The sequence below is a fragment of the Olivibacter sp. SA151 genome (assembly GCF_054130995.1).
This window is the reverse complement of record NZ_CP096391.1, coordinates 2,588,073-2,606,513: the sequence shown is the minus strand read 5'-3', so window position 1 is coordinate 2,606,513 and position 18,441 is coordinate 2,588,073. Positions and strand designations below refer to the sequence as shown.

Below are 18,441 nucleotides of genomic sequence, written 5' to 3'. Positions count from 1 at the left end.
TCCGTTATCAATATTTCAACAGAATTCAATAACATCTCAACAGCAAAGGATACAAAAATATAGATGGCTCATTTACCCGAACTAATACAAGATATGGCGCTGATTCTCTTGGTAGGCGCTTTGGTTACCATTCTTTTTAAACGAATTAAGCAGCCCCTGGTTTTGGGCTATATCATTGCCGGCTTTTTAGTTGGCCCACATTTCAATTACCTACCCACTATCGCTGATCACGAAAACGTAGAGACTTTTGCAGAGATTGGCGTCATCATGCTGTTGTTCAGTTTAGGTTTAGAATTCAGTTTTAAAAAACTGGTGAAAGTAGGTGGTTCGGCATCCATTACGGCCGTTATCGAAATTGTATTTGTAGGTTTGGGCGGCTATCTTACCGGATATTTGTTGGGTTGGAGCCAAATGGATAGTCTTTTCCTAGCGGGTATGTTGGCAAGTTCCTCCACTACCATTATTCTGCGGGCTTTTGATGAACTGGGTTTAAAACCCAAACAGTTTGCTAAAGTAGTTTTCGGTGTACTGGTGGTAGAAGATATTATTGTTATCCTGTTGATGGTATTGCTATCTACCGTTGCCGTAACACAAACTTTTCACGGCTCAGAAATCCTTTTCACCGTACTCAAGCTCGGCTTCTTTTTGGTGTTGTGGTTTTTAGTAGGAATCTATCTACTGCCGGTATTTATAAAAAAGACCAAAAAGTGGATGGACGAAGAAACGGTGCTCATTCTTGCAATAGGACTTTGTTTCGGCATGGTATTGTTGGCTACGCAGGTAGGGTTTTCGGCCGAATTAGGTGCATTTGTTATGGGTTCTTTAATAGCAGAAACCGTATTGGCAGAAAAGATCGAACACCTTACCCAACCGATTAAACAATTTTTCGGCACCATATTCTTTGTCTCTGTAGGTATGATGATCGATCCACAAGCGATGTATACCTATGCAGGCCCTATATTGGCCGTTACGTCACTCACCATTGTAGGAAAGTTTTTCTTCAGTGGGTTAGGAGCCTTGATTTCCGGGCAACCGTTAAAACAAGCTGTACAGATCGGTTCCAGTATGGCTCAGATTGGTGAATTTGCTTTTATTGTTGCCGCTTTGGGATTGTCATTAGGCGTTATTTCAGAATTTCTGTTTCCTATTGCCGTCGGTGTATCGGCAATCACGACGTTTACCACACCCTATCTGATTAAATTTTCGGAACCATTATACGGCACAATTGTAAAGATACTTCCGGTAAAATGGGTAGCCCGGTTGGATGTCTACACTTCCGAAACGCAGAAAAATAAAGACAATCCGCTTTGGAAGAAAATGCTGCAGGAGTATAATAGAATCCTGATCACCAATAGCATTATACTTGTCGCGATTACCTTGCTGTTCAAATACACATTCATTCCGTTTTTGACTACGCAAATAGAAAGTGTGCTTTGGCGAAATGTGGTGTTGATAAGCGCAGCAACCTTGCTGGCATCACCTTTCCTATGGGCTATCCTCAACAAAAAGATTACTGTAAAAGACGGGAATGAAACCGTCAATTCTTATTACCTGAACTATTCGGTGACGGCTATCTCCCTTCATGCTGTCCGATATCTTTTAGGAATATTTCTTATAGGTTTCTTTATCGATCAGATCACGACAACCAAATACGCACTGATGGTCGCTGTTCCGGTGATTGTAGCATTGCTCTGGTTTTTCTCAGATAAGGTTCAGAAGATTCACCAGCGAATAGAGCAACGGTTTATATCCAATCTAAACGAAAGAGAACGGCTTGCATACATTCAAAATAAAGGAAATATTGCACTACAACACAAAAATGAGGAAGCAAAAAAACACTTTCAGGAATGGAATGCTTACGTAACCGAATTGGAAGCAGTCGGCACCATTTTTTTTGCAGGAATGACTTTGTACGAACTTAATTGGAAAGAGAAATACGGGATACATATTGTGTATATACGTAGAAACGACCGAATCATTCATCTGCCAAACGGAAAACAGCGGATATTGCCTTACGACAAAGTGGGCATATTGGGAACTGACGAACAGATTTCCCAGGTAAAACTACTATTTGACCAAACAATCCAGCAAGCAGATAATGAAGAAGATATTGACATCAATGATATACAGCTTATTAAGGTACAGGTTACCGAAGCCAATCCCTATTCCGGTAAAACGATCAAAACCTCCGGTATCCGAAAAGATCTGCGTAGCCAGGTTGTGGGTATTGAAAGGACCGGAAACCGAATGCTAAACCCAGGTTCGTCGGAAATGATCTTCGTTAATGATGTTGTATGGCTCGTGGGCGATACACGTAGAATAAAAGCTTGTTTAGAAAATCATCAGGGAAACTTTTTGGAGGTATAAAACAGGATTTCGTCCCGCATCCGTAGGTTATTCTTCCTCCTGCAGCCATAGCCTTTATTCCACCCTACCTCAGCACAGCACAAATATTTGGATATTAAAATTTAACACTATACATTTGTATTATACAACTTGAATAATACATGAAGAATAAGTTAGTTGATGAGCTGCTTTCGGCCTGGGAGGAAACGTATAAAAAGGGCCAACTTACCCTTTGGATATTTATGGCATTGAAAGATGGCAAAAAATATGTAGACGAAATCAAGCTGTTTATTGAAATTGAATCAAAATACACTATGCAGTGTGAAGAACAAAGCATTTATCGGAATCTCAGAAAACTCCATCATATAGGAGCAGTAGATTTCGAAAGTGGAAAAGGCCACAAGGGTCCGGAACGTAAGTATTACTACCTGACGGCATTGGGCAACGAATTGTTCACAAGATTTGTTGAACGGAACATTCAGTTATTTTTCAACTCTAAAATAACCAAACTATTAAAAATGGAGGAAACGTTATGAAAAGCTTAACAACCTATCAGATCGGCTATGCAGCCGTAGCAATGGGAACAACTATTTTATTCCGGTACTTATTGTCCTTTTTTCTAACTCAGCAACAGTATGTGTTAACGTGGGTATTGGCAACTTTATACTTTATTTCCATGTTTCTTGCAGGATGGCATTTTGGCAAAAAAGCAAATCAATCACTGTCAATTGTCTCACTTACTTTTCGATTCCATCTCTATACGTTCCTAATTTTTACTCTTATTTCATTCATCTGGTTTAAACTAGATCTTGCAAGTATTAATGAAAGTTTCAAGAGCTTTCAGACTGGAACCTTTATTTGGTCAATTATACTCTTGTTACACTTTGGTATATATCTGCTGAAAGGTAGAAATTCCATAAAGGGGATCGCTAGAACCGACCTCTTTGAATAATCGGAAGCTCCTGCCGCCTATCTCAGGCCAGGCTTACGCCTTCCGGTGGAGGCCATCATCAAGGTATCAGTAAAAACAGATGCCCTAGGTTGTCAAAGCACATATAAATTAATATCTTTAAAGGCGTATTCCGGAGCATATTCAGTATCGATAGAACGACAACTTTTGTTTTATTGAAAAGATGCATCCAATGTAACATTTCACACAGCATGGTAGTCTCTTAGGATATTGATTTCTCATGCAATTCGAATCTCTTTGTACGCTTCGGCAATTTGGGAAAGCAACAACATTCATATGAAGTCAATTGATCAGAGAAAATAATTAAGAAATGGAATTCAACCCAAACAACAAGGTCGTTAAACTCTGCCTTCAGGGCATGAGCATGGAGGATAATAACCAACCCGAAGAAGCAAGTAAATTATTTCTTCAAGCCTCGTATGAAGCAACAAACGATTTTGAACGATTTCTCGCGGCCTATTACGTAGCTCGACACCAAAAGAATGTCGCGGACAAATTAAAATGGCTGGGCACCGCTTTGCGTTCTGCATCCGAGATAAATGATGATGCTGTCAAGAGCGCTTTTCCTTCTCTATATGAGAGCATCGCAAAATGCTATGAGGAATTACATGACTTTGATAATGCGAAAAAGAATTATGAACTAGCAGATTCATTCAGGGATCGGAGTTCTGATAAGGGTCCTTTTTATCACGGAACGAAAGCGGATTTACAGGTTGGCGATTTGTTAACAGCAGGGTACAACTCGAACTACAAACCCGAGATTGTAATGAATCATATATATTTTACAGCTTTGATTAATGGAGCGGGACTTGCAGCGGCCCTAGCGAAAGGTGATGGGCCCGACCGCATTTATATCGTTGAACCAACCGGTAGCTTTGAAAATGATCCAAATGTTACCGACAAGAAATTTCCGGGCAATCCAACCCGTTCGTATCGCAGTCAAGAACCATTGAAAATTGTTGGGGAGATTACAGACTGGGTACGATTAACGCCTGAAGAACGACAGCAGTGGCAGCAAAAGATAGCGAATCTCAAAGGAGAAATTATCAACTAGCTTCCTATTGAACTGTCCAATGTCAGGTGACAAAGATCCCCAAGAAGTTTTATTTTTCATGAGCACAATAAAGATCGCTTCTCAACGTTAATTAAATAGTCGATAAAAATAAATGCGTACATTTTCAAGTAAAAGAATAAAGCCTCTAATTAGAGGCTTTATTTGTTTTTCAGCTTTCCCCTAGATCTTACCATCGACCTTCTTTATCTATCATGAAAGGACGGATGGAATTTCCATAGCAGTTCATCCCTTCTTGTCGGCCAATAACTAATATGAAATATTCAATTTCTGCAAGAGTATTTCCCGATAATTAGGTCCAATAGGAAGATCGATCAAATCAGTTTTGGCAAGATTTCCTGTGATCGCTTTAATTTTGACAAGTTGTACGATATAGGATCGATGAATTCTAAGAAAAATAGCTTGAGGCAGTAGTGTTTCGACCATCCCGATATTCATGCTCATCATCATGGCAGCCCCGTCCGCCAAATACACCATCGAGAAATCACGCTGTGCTTCCACATAGACAATATCCTCAAAATTTACCCGTATCAGCTTGTGATTTTGCTTGATAAATATAAAAGTGCGTTCGCTATCTGTTTCTAAATTAACAGTGCGGGTGGCCATGCGCTCCCTTAGCTTTTGGGCAGCTTGCAAAAAGCGGTCGAAGGTAATGGGCTTTACCAGATAGTCAACTGAATTTAAGTCGAATCCCTCAACAGCAAATTGTGGATAAGCAGTGGTAAACACTACGTAGGGAGGGTTCCGCAAGGAGCGGAGAAATTCCGTACCCGCAATCCGTGGCATCTGTATGTCCAAAAACATAACGTCTATTTGCTGCGTGTATAGTGCTTCATAAGCCTCCATGGCGTTTATACACAAGTCCTTTATTTCGAAATCCGGCAACTTTTCAAGATGGTCTTTTATAATGTCACGAGCAATGGGTTCGTCGTCAACAATGATACAGGAGATACTCATAATTTACAGATTAAGGTTACTCGATATCTATTTGCTTGTTCGTTTAACTCGTACTGATGTCTATCGGGATAAAAAAAAGCCAGCCTTTTACGCAAATGCTGCAAACCCAATCCGCCATATTTATTTTCTTCTGAATCACCTATTGTGTTTTCTTCCATAAAATACAGTTGTTTATCACTTACGTGAATCACAAAATGGACAAAAGCGCCGGGAACATCCTCCGTATGCTTAAACGCATTTTCGACTAATGGCATCAATAGCAAGGATGGCAATTGTACTGAGGGATTTTCAATCGTGACCTCCACGCTGACTTTCGTGTGGTTGAGCCGTATTTTTTCTAATTCAATATAGTTCGCGATCAACTTCGTTTCTTCTGCAACAGGCATCCATTCGTTATTGGCTTCATATGTTGTATAACGCAAAAACGCTGATAAATGAGCGATCACCGAAGCGGATTGCGCGATATTCCCACGTAAAATCAAACCATATATATTATTCAATGAATTGAAGAGAAAGTGTGGATTGAACTGTGCTTTAAGAAAATCAAGCTCCAACTTTGCTTTTTCTTTGATAAGCTCTGCATTCGCATAAGCATTACGCAAGGCGGCCAAACCTACCTTTATGCTTATCGGCATTCCCAGCATGAAAATAATACCAAGTGGCAAACCTAAGCTCATAAAGCGCTTAAACACGACATTGCTCAGTTGCTGTTGGAGAAATTTGTGGTAGTTGGGATTATTCCGTTCTATAAGCGCCATACAATCGGTGCAGTTCCTCAATAAAGCTGCTTCGATGTAGCCGTCGGCGACAGTATACAAAATAAACAGCATGATTAAACCAAACAGGCTACCCACCATACTTTTCGCCCTGATAGCATGGGGATAAAGCCCGTAAACCAGGGTGTAATAAAAAGCAGCCAACAATGCGGTACTATACAAATTTATTTTAAACAGCGTCGTAGTCGGTAATCCATTATAGACGTTAAAGGTTATGGAGGCCATGTAGTTTTTTACCGCCAACATAAATAGCCAAAAACAAAGGTGTAACAGTAGCCTGAGTGCCCTCTGCTGATAAATACGGTAAACAGTTGCTTGAAGCACAGTGGTTTGAAGCTGCATACGGTAAATATAGCTGTTTAAATAGCTCGCCCCAAAATAAATAGACCAAGACTACTCGGTTTCCTACGAAGCCTCTTTTTTTGGCAACGAAGGATTTCCTTTTACTTGGTTACCGTACAAAAGCTATTTGTCGATAAGTGGGTGGGCCCTGTCGACTTTATTTTTTTGCTTCATTTCTACTTTGTCATTTTGTGTTGACATTAAATAAATTACAAATGATGAGCAAAAAATTAATACCACTTGTTAACGTAGTGATTTACTTTATCCTACTCGGCACAGCGATGATCATTGCCGGATTGATTCGGCCATTAAACAGTCCGCTGTTCTTCTTTTGTCTTTCCTTCGTACTCAGTTTTATCTTTTTAAGGCGGGAAGGGAAAAATATAACGTCCATTGGCTTTATCCCTAAAAACAGCATGAACTACCTTCAACTTTTCCTTGGCCTGGGCATTGGCGTGCTGATGCTTATTGTTACCGCTTCTCTTACTTTCCTTTTAACAGGCGATCAATGGGTATTCAGCGATAGAATAAACGCCGGGCCAATTATTACTATCTTTTTAAACTGCTTCTGTTCCTCCTTTGCACAGGAGTTTGTTTTTCGTGGCTATCCGTTTCAAAGCTTACATAGACATTACGGCGCATGGCCGGCGCAATTAGTGGTAATGGTGCCCTTCGGATTAATGCATGTTCACCTAGCTATGCCTTTCGGTGATTTTATGCTCACCTTACTCACCACGGGTGTAGGTTCACTCCTTTTTGGCCTTCTTTATCTAAAGACCAAGAAATTGTTTCTGCCAATTGGATTACATACCGGATGGAATTTTGCGCAGACTTTGATTCCGCGTACCTCTTCCAGCGAAATCAACGGCATCATACACGTTACGCAAAGCCAGCATCATTACAACTTCTTTACTGTTGTTCTACCGTATTTGATCTGCATCGCTTTAGCCTTTATTCTTTTTTGGCAATATAGAACCAAGCTGAGTGAATCATGAAGAATAAGCAAAATTCATTCGATTTAACGAAACTTGCGGGATAACTATATTTGCCTTACGATGGACATGGGATGTCTGGAAAAGCTTGGTTATGACAAGCTTTTCCAGTTTTTTCTTTTGAAATTGCGTACTTGTTTTAAAACGCGAACCTATTTATTTTGAAGAAAACGAATCTGCCAGACAGCACGCAATGACAACGTTGGTTATCTCGCTTTGCTATTAAAACTAGTTGACTATTAAATCAATCACCTCTTGGGGCGACACTTCGTTTTTCTGCCAGATCTCTTCGATTGTTTTCGAATCACCAATGAATATCCCATTACTTTTAAGTGTTCGCAATGCCTGATCATAATCAACATTTAAGGCTTGAAAAGCTTTCATAATCGGAGCCTTGACTATTCGTTTGACAATCAGTGTATCAAGGGTTGGGTTACCTCTTTGATGTATAACAAACGCCGTTGAAACCACTGCGACGGCAATGGCGGCCGGGAAGAAGACTTTCTTTCCAAAATGGATTTTTAAGCTCTTCCAGTTGACAAGAATATGAAAGATGGCAAAAATGACAAAAACCAATCCCAGGCTTTCATGCATAACTTCCGTATAACCATCAAATAGATGGAAAAGCATCAGCAGGCCAGATAGGGCTACAACGAGAAAAACAAGGGTGATAAAAGGTGTGATGTACTTTCTATTAAGCTTCATGTGTCCACGTGTTTATTTCTACAAATGTATGTAGGGAGAAATCTTGGGTACAATAACATTTGTTATCAAATGTAACGGCTGATATTTATTGGCTGAATTACATATATTACCTAAATTCCTATCTTTACGCATATGGAAGAAATGCTTCGACGGCATATAGAGCAAGTAGTACCATTGAGTGACGAAGAGTACACTTTTGTGCGAAAGCACTTCAGTGTAAAGCATTGTAAGAAAGGTGGGTTCCTTATCGACAAGAACGAACCTGTACGTTATGTATACCTGGTCATATCCGGGTTGCTTAAGCTGGTCTATCATGACAAAACAGGCCGCGAACATATTATTTCTTTTGCGATGGAAGACTGGTGGGAAAGCGACTATCCCGCTTGGTTCTCCCGGCAACCGGCGTCATTGAGCTTACAGTGTATTGAGGATACGGAAGTATACTGCCTTTCACTGGACAGCTATCAAACAATTTGCGCCAAGCTACAAAAAATGGAGCATTTCTTCCTGCATAAGGCGAACCGAGGACACATGGCTTCTCAGGAGCGTATTCTGTCATTCCTTACAGCCAACCCACGTGAAAGGTATGAGCAGGTACTCCGCAAACAGCCTGCATTGATGCAACGGGTACCTAAGACCCTTCTGGCCGCTTATTTGGGTGTATCTCGTGAAACCCTTAGCCGGCTTTGGCGCAACAATTAAACGGCCAACAATTTGCCAAATGTGATCCAAGTCACAACACCCCGTGTATAGTTTTCTCAATTTTGCTGTACAGAAAAACAAAAAAATATCATGAAAAAAACAGTGATTAATCCCTGGACTTGGCAGGAAGAACGCGGCTACGTACAGGCCGTAGAAGTAAAGGAGGCAACAGGAACTTTATACTGTGCCGGACAGGCAGCAGTACATGCCGATGGCACATCGAGCAACGCCGATATGCGTACCCAACTGGAATTGGCAATACAGAACCTTGAAACCGTAGTCAGTGAAGCGGGTTACGAGTGCCGTAACATTGTTAGATTGACAGTTTATACCACTTCATCAGATGAGTTTATCAAAAACTGTTTTGACATATTCCGTAGCTTTGTAGCAAAGCATGGCATGAAACAAGTGGTTACACTGATGCAAGTGGTTGCCTTGTATGAAACACTGAATGTAGAGCTGGAAGCTACTGTTGTAAAATAGTAAGCTTGGTTGGTGCTCCTTATAAGGCATCAACCAAGCTTACTATTTGCCTATCCCGACACATGTTATTCCGAAGCCAATATTTGAACGTTAGGAAAGATTTTATTTCATTTTTGCAAACCTGCTTTCAAGACCGGCCAGCCATTTTACCCGTTTTTCCTGACCCACTGTTTTGACACGGTTAAAGCTGATCCAGCTAAGATTTTTATATCCCATTGTTTTAAAAACACTTTTTAGCATTGCTTTGCTGATTAGATTTCCTATCAGTAAGGAATACATAATTTTCGGTTTATTCATAGTAGTGATGATTGTTACCCCTTTTAAATTTTCTAAAAGAGGAATCAATCCGAAGCCTCTCGGATGATGGTCATAAGCAACCCCGGGGGTAAGAACCCTATCAATAAATCCTTTGGTAGTTGCAGGCATGAGATCCCACCATATTGGGAATATAAAAACCAAGTGATTCACTTCCGCTAAGCGCCTATTATAGTCTATTACCTGTGGATCAACGGCTTTGTGCTCTACAAAGCCTTTCAAGTCTGCACTTGACATAACCGGATTAAAACCGTCATTGTCCAGATGCATAAGGTCCACTTCGTGACCTGCGGTCTTCAGCCCTTTTGTTACCGCAGCTAAAATCGCGGTTGCATAGCTTCCTTCATAGGGATGATTAAATACGATGACCACTCTCATTTTACTCTATTTATTTTGGAGTAAAACTAATCAGCTCAATGGCGCTCAACGATAACATTTGTTATCAAATTCCATATTACGCTCCCTTTCGGACCAGCTTACTTTTTATACGGCTGAGATGAACCTTGGTTATTCCCAGATACGATGCAATATAATGTTGGGGAATACGCTTTATGATATCTGGACGTTGCTGCAAGATCTGTATATAACGTTCTTGGGGACTATCTTTAATATGCGAAAGCAAAAGCTTTTGACAGTGAACAAATCGATTGAAGAGATGATTCTCCATCTCCATTTTTATATTCGGAGAGCTGTCCAGTACAAATTCAAAATCTTTCTTGGAAATACATTGTATAATGCTAGGCTCTATACTTTCAATACTATAAAGGCTTGGCCCATTTGTTCTGAAGCTTTCAATAGAAGAAACACCCTCGCCCTCAAAAAAAAACTGGGTAGTTATGTCGATTCCGTCGTTGTTAAACCATGTCCGCAAACAACCCTTTTCTACAAGATAAGCATTTTTTGAAATTTCTCCCTCGCGTAAAAGCATTGTTTTAGCAGGTATTTCCAAACGTTTAAAAAGGTGGTTGAATTTATACCATTCGCTTGTTGCCGCTATTGTTCTTTTGTTCATTTATCTATTGCATAAAGCATATCCTCAAACAAATATAATAAACAGGCCGCTAGAACGGAAGGAGGTGAAGTAGCCGGCACATTTTTTACATCCATATTGTCATCTTGGATATTGTTGATTAATTTGGACAAACTATATTGTAAATCTGCAATCGGCTTGTTTATCGTTTTTATACTTTTGGCTAGCTATATTTGAAAAACGCGGATGAAGACAAAGGTGAACCACACTTCGTTTGAAGCGATATCCTAATAAGAAAGTATTTCATTGAATTAAAGAAATAGCTAAATTGATGGACCACTCCGTTTTAATTAATTATCTGCATGATGACAATGACGCAGGCCTAATTGGCATATATCGTATTTACAACAAACCATTGCTTTACTTTGTGCAGCGGTACCTTAAAAACCATCAATTAGCAGAAGAGGTGGTTGCAGATGTATTTGTCAAGGTTTGGGAAAGGAGGCTACACTTTACGAATATGAACGCACTTCGTGCGTTTCTATATATTGCTGCAAAGAATATATGCCTTAACAAATTAAGAGGAGACCGGATATTTAAAGATGCCGAAAATATTGAGGACTACAGCCAACTCCTAACAGAAGATTCAGATGCCTTTACCCAAATAGTGCGTGCCGAATTGTTGAAAAGTATTATGGATGAAGTTCAACGCCTCCCCGAAAAACAACGAAAGATTTTTCATATGACTTTTATTGATGATATGAGTATGGATGAGATTGGTTTGCATTTGGGTATGTCACCAAACGCCGTGTATACGAATAGATCAAGAGCGCTTGCAACCTTGCGGGATCATATAAAGACGAAAGACTCATTATATGCTGCGATCTTATTTTTCTACTTTTTTCAGTAACGCAAATCGGAAAATGTATTTTTTTTAAAACTTTCTGTAAGGTTTTTCAAATTCTTGTGTTTCTATGTTGATACGTAACCAAGAGCCATGCAAAACCTAGATCGAATCGTAACATTATTAAAGGGATATTTGAGCGACAACCTGACTGTGGATGAGTCTGCCGAGCTTCAGCAATTATTGAAAAATCATCCCGGTCTTAACGAATTGTCGAATGAATTGAAGGATATCGGTCAGCTGGAGTGTGCATTACAGGAGTATGAGATACTGTACAATGAAATTAATAATAACAAAGAACAGCAGTTGCTGACTGATATTCTTTTGCAAATCAATGATAAAAGGGGGCGAAATCGAGTATATCATCTTAGGCGACAGATAATACGGTACAGCTCTGTTGCGGCAGTTTTTATCGCTTTCGTTGTTGGAATCTTCTTTTTGCGTAAACATTACTTTGTGATCGAACCAAACAAAAAAAATGGTCAGTCGTTAAGCGAAAATTTCGTTCCCGGGCACAACCAGGCGACATTAACTTCTTCGAATGGACAAACACTCGAACTAAGTGATGCCCATCTTGGCATTGTCATTAACAAGAATATTACTTACAACGATGGTACCGAGCTGAATATCGGACAGAATACCATTGAACATACGCAACTCACCCTGTCTACCCCCAAGGGCGGTCAGTATCAGGTAACCTTAGCGGATGGAACCAAGGTGTGGCTGAACGCAGCTACCGTACTCCGGTATCCGCAGAAATTTGCAAGCGACATCAGAACAGTCGAACTAGAAGGAGAAGCATATTTTGAAGTTGCAAGAAACGAAAAAGCTCCTTTTGTTGTTCGGACAAAAAATGAAAGTGTTCGGGTGTTGGGTACGCACTTTAATGTCAATACTTACCGGGATGAACCGGTTTCTATCGTTTCTCTTTTAGAAGGAAGCGTGACCGTATCGCTGCCTAATAAAACCTCCCAAATTTTAAAACCCGGACAACAGTCTATCACACGCACGGACCGAATAGACGTTCAGCCCGTAAACACAAGTGAAGCGGTAGCATGGAAAAACGGCGAGTTTATGTTTAATAGCGAAAACTTAGTGAGCGCTATGAATAAAATTGCGCGTTGGTATGACCTTGAAATCATTGTAGAGCCTCCATTAAGAGAGATAGCCATATGGGGGGCAATATCAAGATATGACAAGTTTGACAAAGTACTTGAATTGATTCAACTTGTAGACAGCCGCATAAAATTTAAAATAGAAGGAAGGAGGGTGACGCTCATGAAATAATCTTACTGCCTGAAAATCAAGGAAAACGAAAGACCGAAGAAGGTGGTGCTTCTTCGGCCCGAAGGTTCCAATTCTAAAAAGAGATATCGTATTTTTTATAAACTAAAACCAATTAAAGGTAATGAAAAATTACATTTTATCATTGGGGGTAGACCTCTTATGCCCCAAATATAAATTCCTAATTATAATGAAAATGATAACCGTGTTGCTTTTGCTTACACTCTGTCAAGTTCGTGCCAAAACTTTTGGACAGAACATCAGCATTTCAAATTCGAAGATGCAGATAGTAGACCTGTTCAGGGAAATTAAGAAGCAAACAGGATATACGGTTGTCTGCAATGCAGAGATTATTAGAGCAAATTCCAACCTAAAGGTTGAGGTGCACAATAAACCATTGTTTGAAGCACTGAATATGATTCTGTCTCCTCTCCAATTAACGTATACGGTGAGAGATCGATCCATTGTTGTTCGAAAACGCACAGAAGATAAGCAGGTTACTAGCGCTGTAATGGTTCCAACGAAACCCCAACAACGAATCACAGGAATAGTGACCGATTCCGATGGCACCCCGTTGCCGGGCGTCACCATTAAACTGAAAGGGAAATCTATCGGCGAAATAACGAATAACGACGGAAAGTATAGCATCGCGGCATCCACCGGTCAAGTGTTGCAATTTAGCTATATAGGTTATGAACCAAAAGAAGTACTAATAGGGACTGATCTTATCGTCAACGTCAAGCTGCAATCGTTGAATGAGGCCTTAACAGAAGTGGTAATAGTAGGCTACGGTACGCAGAAAAAAGCGGTAGTATCCGGTGCAATAGCTACCGTAAAAGGGGAAGATCTTGCTAGATCTCCGGCGGCTAATCTTTCAAATTCATTTGTCGGTAGACTACCGGGAGTAACAGCCATGCAAAGTAGTGGAGAACCTGGCTACGACGGCTCTACGCTTCGTATTCGCGGTATTAATTCGCTACCTGGAGGCAACAGTGAACCCTTAATCGTCATCGATGGGGTACCGCAACGCGCAGGTGGCTTGGATCGGATTAATCCGAATGATATCGAAAGCGTATCCGTATTAAAAGATGCGTCGGCCGCCATTTACGGCTCTCGAGCAGGTAATGGCGTTATCCTTGTCACGACGAAACAAGGCAAAATAGGTAAAGCCCAAATTTCTTATGATTTTACCTATGGTATACAGCGTCCCACTCGTACACCGAAAATGGCGAATTCGGAACAATATACAGCTATTATTAACGAGGTTACGGGTGTATATCCGCAAGATCCCGCAAAGTGGACAGAAATCTGGCAAGCATTTAATACAGGGACCGGTACCTACAATGGGACTTCGGGAGCCATCAACCCGGAATATAGTCCTGAAGAAAGACAAAAATATAGCGATGGATCAGACCTTTTACGTTATCCGAATACGGATTGGTTTGCCGCTACGCTAAAAGATTGGTCTCCACAGCAACGGCATAACGTACAAATAAATGGGGGTACCGAAACGACAAAATACTTGATATCCTTAGGGTACTTAAACCAAGATGCTATTTATAAGAATTCGGCTACATATTATAAGCAATACGATTTGCGTGCAAACCTGGAATTCAATTTTGGTAAATATGTTACCGCAAGGTTAGCGATAACCGGTCGAGAAGAATCGCGTAATTTCCCAACTAGAGGAGCTGGCGATATTTTTAGATTTCTTGCGCGCGGTCTTCCTACCAATATTGCCACATGGCCTAATGGACTTCCCGGGCCCGATTTAGAGAATGGTGCTAATCCGGTTGTAATTACTACCGGTGCAACCGGATATGATAGAAATACAAGGGACTACTTGCAAAACACAGGAGCGATCGATATTAAAATCCCCGGAGTGGAGGGTTTAAAATTAACGGGAACGGCTTCGATCGACAAATACTGGGGCAGATCGAAAAGATGGGAAACACCTTGGACCTTATACGATTGGGATAAAGTGAGTTTTGAAGCCGATGGGGTCACACCAAAACTATCGGGCTATATACCAAAAGGAATAGAACCCAAAGCTCAACTTCGGGAAGCTACGGAAGATCAATTAGCGATCAACGTATCGGCCTTGGTTTCCTATGATAAAACGATCAAAGGTGTACATAACATTTCCGCAATAGCCGGGCTGACCCGTGAAACCGTGACCAATAACGGTTTTTTTGCAGCCCGAATGGATTTTCCGTCGATACTAGTAGAACAATTGAACTTTGGCGACCGTGTGCGTCAAACCCTGGGCAACGAAAACACCTATGATAGAGCACGATTGAGTTACTATGGTCGCGTAAACTATAATTACCTGGAAAAGTATCTTTTCGAGTTTAATTGGCGTGTAGATGGATCGTATATTTTTCCTCCAAACAAAAGGTTTGGCTTTTTTCCCGGGGTATCGGCCGGTTGGCGTTTATCCGAAGAAAGCTTTTTTAAAAACAATATTGCTTTCATCAACAATTTAAAACTAAGAGGTTCTTGGGGTCAGATGGGCGCAGAAGCTTATTATGACAACAGCCTTCAAGAATACAAATATTTATCACTGATGAATACCGGACAGGGTGTATTCAGCGACCTACTCTATCAAACCATTTACGAAAGTACCATTCCAAACCCAAACTTCACATGGGAAGTGGCCAACAACAGCAATATTGGCTTGGACGCCTCATTTTTGAACGATAAGCTGGCTCTGGAGCTGGACTTATTCTATAATAAACGGACCCATGTTTTAACAAAAAATCCCGGTGTAGTACCTATAAGTTCAGGTATTTCGGGTAATCTGCCTATTGCAAATCTCGGTAACCTCATTAATAAAGGTTACGAATTTAAATTAACCTACACCGATAAAGTTGGCGATCTGTTTTATAATATAGGGGTGAATGGCGGCTACGCGAAGAATAATGTGCAATACTCCAGTGATGTAGCCAATACTTTACCTTATCAACAACAAATAGGAAAAGTTACGGATTCATGGCTGGTGTATTTGTATGACGGCGTTTTCAAAGATCAAGCCGCTATTGATGCGAATACCGTCGATTATTCTGCTCTGGGATTAAAAAACGGGAAATTATTGCCGGGGGATATGAAATATGTAGATTATAATGGCGATGGTAAAATTACAAGCGACGATCGTGTACGACTAAACCAGAATAGCACGCCCACTTTTACAGGAGGCTTAATACTTGGAGGACAATATAAGGGCTTTGACTTTAATATATTGATACAGGGAGCAACCGGTGGAATGCGAAGAATGGGGCCCACGGAATCGGGATTAATAGGAAACTACCTCGAATGGAATTATAATCATCGTTGGTCTATTGATAACCCGAGTGACACAGATCCCCGTCTTACCAATCGTTCGGACACCTATTATACAACTACTGATAATACTTATTGGATCCGCAGCACCAATTATATAAGATTAAAAAATGTTGAATTGGGATATACTTTACCAACTCAATTGGTTAACAAAATAGGCTTGAGTACGCTTCGCTTTTATATCAATGGCATTAACCTGGCAACCATTGACAAGATAAAAATATGGGACCCTGAGGCTAACAACAGTACCGGTCAATTTTATCCGCAATCTAAAATTATCAGTTTTGGCGTAAAGGCTGTGTTTTAACCCAATTATAAATAAACTAAGGTGAAATGAAGACATTAATGAAAAACAGGATTTTTTATATGTTGGCTGTTCTATTGTTTACGACAGCATGTAGTACAGATTTTTTAGATGTATCCCCCCGTAACGCGTTCTCCGATGAGACGATATGGCAAGACCCGGTATTAGCAGAAAAATTTGTCAGTGATATTTACAATGTTTTTGAAGCAGGTAACTCCGGTTTCACCGAACAGATGCAAGCTTCAGCAACTGATGAGTCGTTATGGAACCATACCGATGCTTTCCTCTTATTGAATACAGGTGCTATCAATGGGGCAAATGAAGGCTGGAGCGGGACATCCAGGTGGTGGGAGCGCATGTATACGTATATAAGATTCAGCAATATTGCGATCGAAAGACTAACAGATGACACCAAAAATGGTATCAGTGATCAAGGAGCTAAAGATAAATTATTGGCTCAGGCGTTTTTTATTCGCGCCTATTGTTATCACCAACTATTAAGGTACTACGGTGGTGTCCCGATTATTACCAGCAGCTATGAGTACTCAGAAGATCCAATTATATATGAAAAAGAACGCGGCACGTATGAGGCCTGTGTAAATCAAATTATACAGGATTGCGATGAAGCCTACCGGCGATTGGGGAATACTGTACTTGAAAAAGGACGTATTAATTCGCTCACTATTTTGGCGCTCAAATCCAGAACTTTGATTTATGCGGCAAGCGATCTGCATGACGCCGTAAAGCTTACTGCAAAGGTCACGGATCTAAATAATCTTTCGGAGAGATTACCTTTATTAGCGTATACGAGCGGCTCCCAAGAAGAACGGTATCGTTTGGCACAGGCTGCCGCTAAGGCGGTGTTGGATGCGGGAACGGGTTATAAATTAAATCTAACCGAACCGGTCGCACCGGAACAGGGGAGAATTAATTATAAAAGTATCGCCATGGGTGGCGGTAGCAAAGCAGCAGGTATTGATCAGGGGGCGGCATCTGACATACTTTATGCACGCTATTTTATCACCGAACAAAGTTCAACGCATGCCAGAGATAACGGTCCGAATGGTTATAACAATTGGGGTGGGAACCAACCTATAGGCCTTTTGGTAGATGACTATGAAATGAATGATGGAACTAAATTCGATTGGAACAATCCTCTTCATAAAGCGGCCCCTTATAAAAACAGAGATCCGCGCTTTTATGCCTCCATATTGTACGATGGCGCAGATTGGAAACCAAGAAATAATCCTTTAGACCCAGCCAATCAAATACAAACAGGTGCATATGATTTAATCGTAGATGGCAAGCTGACGAAATTTGCCGGATTAGACACAAAACAAGGACCTAAGGAAGCACATAACGGGACTTGGACAGGTTATTATATTCAAAAATTTATTGATCCGGACCCGAATATTATTGATGCGCAAGCAAGGCAGTTCGTGCCCTGGCCCTATTTTAGGTTTACAGAAGTTGTATTTAACTATGTGGAAGCCTGTATTGAACTGGGCGACACGGAAACGGCAAGAACTTGGCTAAATAAAATTCGCTTCCGGGCGGGCATGCCCGCTATCACAGCAACGGATCAAAGTACGCTAAGAGAAATATACCGCCATGAACGCCGCATAGAAATGGCTTATGAACAACAGCGTTTTTTTGATGCGAGGAGATGGTTAATTGCTGAAGAAACACTTGGCAGGAAAGTGACAATAGTTAAAATTGATGGAACGTTCAAGCCTGGAAAAACCTTGTCAGGTAATTATAGATATGATGAATCTATTTACAATTACAGCTATACTCCACAGGAATTTAATAGTAAAGAAAATCGTGTTTGGAAAAACCAACTATATTTTCTACCCCTTTCGCGAGACGAAATAAGGAAAAACCCATTATTGGTTCAAAATCCCGGATACATTGAATAACGCTTTTAACATCAACGTATCGACGATTTATTTTGTATGGCCATACTATAATTTCACAAGA

The 18,441-nt window shown here is 40.6% G+C and carries 15 protein-coding genes and 1 pseudogene; 11 read left to right on the top strand and 5 right to left on the bottom strand.

Translation table 11 applies throughout. The features are described 5' to 3' along the window. The first annotated feature begins 63 nt into the window (after positions 1–63). From M1D52_RS10575 to arr, 4 genes and pseudogenes are all read left to right on the top strand, one after another. Positions 64–2,367, top strand: coding sequence for a cation:proton antiporter domain-containing protein (locus M1D52_RS10575; RefSeq protein WP_437392543.1), 2,304 nt, complete (start codon positions 64–66; stop codon positions 2,365–2,367). 140 nt (positions 2,368–2,507) lie between these two features. Next, positions 2,508–2,882, top strand: coding sequence for a PadR family transcriptional regulator (locus M1D52_RS10570; protein WP_437392542.1), 375 nt, complete (start codon positions 2,508–2,510; stop codon positions 2,880–2,882). Beyond that, positions 2,879–3,298 (top strand): hypothetical protein, encoded by a 420-nt coding sequence (locus tag M1D52_RS10565; RefSeq protein ID WP_437392541.1) that lies wholly within the window; start codon positions 2,879–2,881, stop codon positions 3,296–3,298. The genes M1D52_RS10570 and M1D52_RS10565 overlap by 4 nt, the downstream gene beginning before the upstream one ends. Positions 3,299–3,989: 691 nt before the next feature. After that, positions 3,990–4,370 (top strand): annotated as a pseudogene (arr, locus tag M1D52_RS10560) (NAD(+)--rifampin ADP-ribosyltransferase); the annotation flags it as partial. A 267-nt stretch (positions 4,371–4,637) separates the two neighbouring features. Here arr and M1D52_RS10555 read toward each other — a convergent pair. Together M1D52_RS10555 and M1D52_RS10550 are read right to left on the bottom strand one after the other, a co-directional pair. Beyond that, positions 4,638–5,345, bottom strand: a complete 708-nt coding sequence (locus M1D52_RS10555) for a LytR/AlgR family response regulator transcription factor (RefSeq protein ID WP_437392540.1) — start codon at positions 5,343–5,345, stop codon at positions 4,638–4,640. Beyond that, positions 5,342–6,346 (bottom strand): sensor histidine kinase, encoded by a 1,005-nt coding sequence (locus M1D52_RS10550; RefSeq protein WP_457941737.1) that lies wholly within the window; start codon positions 6,344–6,346, stop codon positions 5,342–5,344. Before M1D52_RS10550 ends, M1D52_RS10555 begins: the two co-directional genes overlap by 4 nt. A 332-nt stretch (positions 6,347–6,678) precedes the next feature. Here M1D52_RS10550 and M1D52_RS10545 point away from each other — a divergent pair, with 332 nt between their 5' ends. After that, the gene (locus M1D52_RS10545) at positions 6,679–7,458 is read left to right on the top strand and encodes a CPBP family intramembrane glutamic endopeptidase (RefSeq protein WP_437392538.1); all 780 of its coding nucleotides are present in this window, start codon (positions 6,679–6,681) and stop codon (positions 7,456–7,458) included. 225 nt (positions 7,459–7,683) lie between these two features. Here the strand turns inward: M1D52_RS10545 and M1D52_RS10540 are convergent, their stop codons facing one another. After that, positions 7,684–8,160 carry a DUF4405 domain-containing protein gene (locus M1D52_RS10540; protein WP_437392537.1) on the bottom strand — a complete coding sequence of 159 codons (477 nt, stop codon included), beginning with the start codon at positions 8,158–8,160 and terminating at the stop codon, positions 7,684–7,686. Between the two features lie 132 nt (positions 8,161–8,292). Here M1D52_RS10540 and M1D52_RS10535 point away from each other — a divergent pair, with 132 nt between their 5' ends. Together M1D52_RS10535 and M1D52_RS10530 are read left to right on the top strand one after the other, a co-directional pair. Continuing rightward, entirely contained in the window at positions 8,293–8,862 is a 570-nt protein-coding gene (locus M1D52_RS10535; protein WP_437392536.1) for a Crp/Fnr family transcriptional regulator, read from the top strand. A gap of 90 nt (positions 8,863–8,952) precedes the next feature. Continuing rightward, the gene (locus tag M1D52_RS10530; RefSeq protein ID WP_130855397.1) at positions 8,953–9,345 is read left to right on the top strand and encodes a RidA family protein; all 393 of its coding nucleotides are present in this window, start codon (positions 8,953–8,955) and stop codon (positions 9,343–9,345) included. Positions 9,346–9,447: 102 nt separating this feature from the next. Here M1D52_RS10530 and M1D52_RS10525 read toward each other — a convergent pair whose 3' ends face one another. Together M1D52_RS10525 and M1D52_RS10520 are read right to left on the bottom strand one after the other, a co-directional pair. Beyond that, on the bottom strand, positions 9,448–10,038 hold the full coding sequence (locus tag M1D52_RS10525) for an NAD(P)H-dependent oxidoreductase (protein WP_437392535.1): 591 nt from the start codon (positions 10,036–10,038) through the stop codon (positions 9,448–9,450). Positions 10,039–10,114: 76 nt separating this feature from the next. Then, positions 10,115–10,672, bottom strand: coding sequence for a Crp/Fnr family transcriptional regulator (locus M1D52_RS10520; protein WP_013667469.1), 558 nt, complete (start codon positions 10,670–10,672; stop codon positions 10,115–10,117). Positions 10,673–10,961: 289 nt separating this feature from the next. On the opposite strand from M1D52_RS10520, the gene M1D52_RS10515 reads away from it, so the two are divergent. The 4 genes from M1D52_RS10515 (at position 10,962) to M1D52_RS10500 (ending at position 18,380) form a co-directional block, all read left to right on the top strand. Next, entirely contained in the window at positions 10,962–11,540 is a 579-nt protein-coding gene (locus M1D52_RS10515; RefSeq protein WP_289551618.1) for an RNA polymerase sigma factor, read from the top strand. A gap of 87 nt (positions 11,541–11,627) precedes the next feature. Continuing rightward, positions 11,628–12,821, top strand: a complete 1,194-nt coding sequence (locus M1D52_RS10510; RefSeq protein ID WP_437392534.1) for a FecR family protein — start codon at positions 11,628–11,630, stop codon at positions 12,819–12,821. A 187-nt stretch (positions 12,822–13,008) separates the two neighbouring features. Then, positions 13,009–16,464 (top strand): TonB-dependent receptor, encoded by a 3,456-nt coding sequence (locus M1D52_RS10505; protein ID WP_437392533.1) that lies wholly within the window; start codon positions 13,009–13,011, stop codon positions 16,462–16,464. 26 nt (positions 16,465–16,490) lie between these two features. Continuing rightward, entirely contained in the window at positions 16,491–18,380 is a 1,890-nt protein-coding gene (locus M1D52_RS10500; RefSeq protein WP_149105846.1) for a RagB/SusD family nutrient uptake outer membrane protein, read from the top strand. Positions 18,381–18,441 lie beyond the last annotated feature (61 nt).

Excerpts from the sequence above, each read along its gene's own strand:
- M1D52_RS10575 (WP_437392543.1), top strand. The coding sequence starts at position 64 with ATGGCTCATTTACCCGAACTAATACAAGATATGGCGCTGATTCTCTTG.
- M1D52_RS10570 (WP_437392542.1), top strand. The coding sequence starts at position 2,508 with ATGAAGAATAAGTTAGTTGATGAGCTGCTTTCGGCCTGGGAGGAAACG.
- M1D52_RS10565 (WP_437392541.1), top strand. The coding sequence starts at position 2,879 with ATGAAAAGCTTAACAACCTATCAGATCGGCTATGCAGCCGTAGCAATG.
- M1D52_RS10555 (WP_437392540.1), bottom strand. The coding sequence starts at position 5,345 with ATGAGTATCTCCTGTATCATTGTTGACGACGAACCCATTGCTCGTGAC.
- M1D52_RS10550 (WP_457941737.1), bottom strand. The coding sequence starts at position 6,346 with ATGGCCTCCATAACCTTTAACGTCTATAATGGATTACCGACTACGACG.
- M1D52_RS10545 (WP_437392538.1), top strand. The coding sequence starts at position 6,679 with ATGATGAGCAAAAAATTAATACCACTTGTTAACGTAGTGATTTACTTT.
- M1D52_RS10540 (WP_437392537.1), bottom strand. The coding sequence starts at position 8,160 with ATGAAGCTTAATAGAAAGTACATCACACCTTTTATCACCCTTGTTTTT.
- M1D52_RS10535 (WP_437392536.1), top strand. The coding sequence starts at position 8,293 with ATGGAAGAAATGCTTCGACGGCATATAGAGCAAGTAGTACCATTGAGT.
- M1D52_RS10530 (WP_130855397.1), top strand. The coding sequence starts at position 8,953 with ATGAAAAAAACAGTGATTAATCCCTGGACTTGGCAGGAAGAACGCGGC.
- M1D52_RS10525 (WP_437392535.1), bottom strand. The coding sequence starts at position 10,038 with ATGAGAGTGGTCATCGTATTTAATCATCCCTATGAAGGAAGCTATGCA.
- M1D52_RS10520 (WP_013667469.1), bottom strand. The coding sequence starts at position 10,672 with ATGAACAAAAGAACAATAGCGGCAACAAGCGAATGGTATAAATTCAAC.
- M1D52_RS10515 (WP_289551618.1), top strand. The coding sequence starts at position 10,962 with ATGGACCACTCCGTTTTAATTAATTATCTGCATGATGACAATGACGCA.
- M1D52_RS10510 (WP_437392534.1), top strand. The coding sequence starts at position 11,628 with ATGCAAAACCTAGATCGAATCGTAACATTATTAAAGGGATATTTGAGC.
- M1D52_RS10505 (WP_437392533.1), top strand. The coding sequence starts at position 13,009 with ATGAAAATGATAACCGTGTTGCTTTTGCTTACACTCTGTCAAGTTCGT.
- M1D52_RS10500 (WP_149105846.1), top strand. The coding sequence starts at position 16,491 with ATGAAGACATTAATGAAAAACAGGATTTTTTATATGTTGGCTGTTCTA.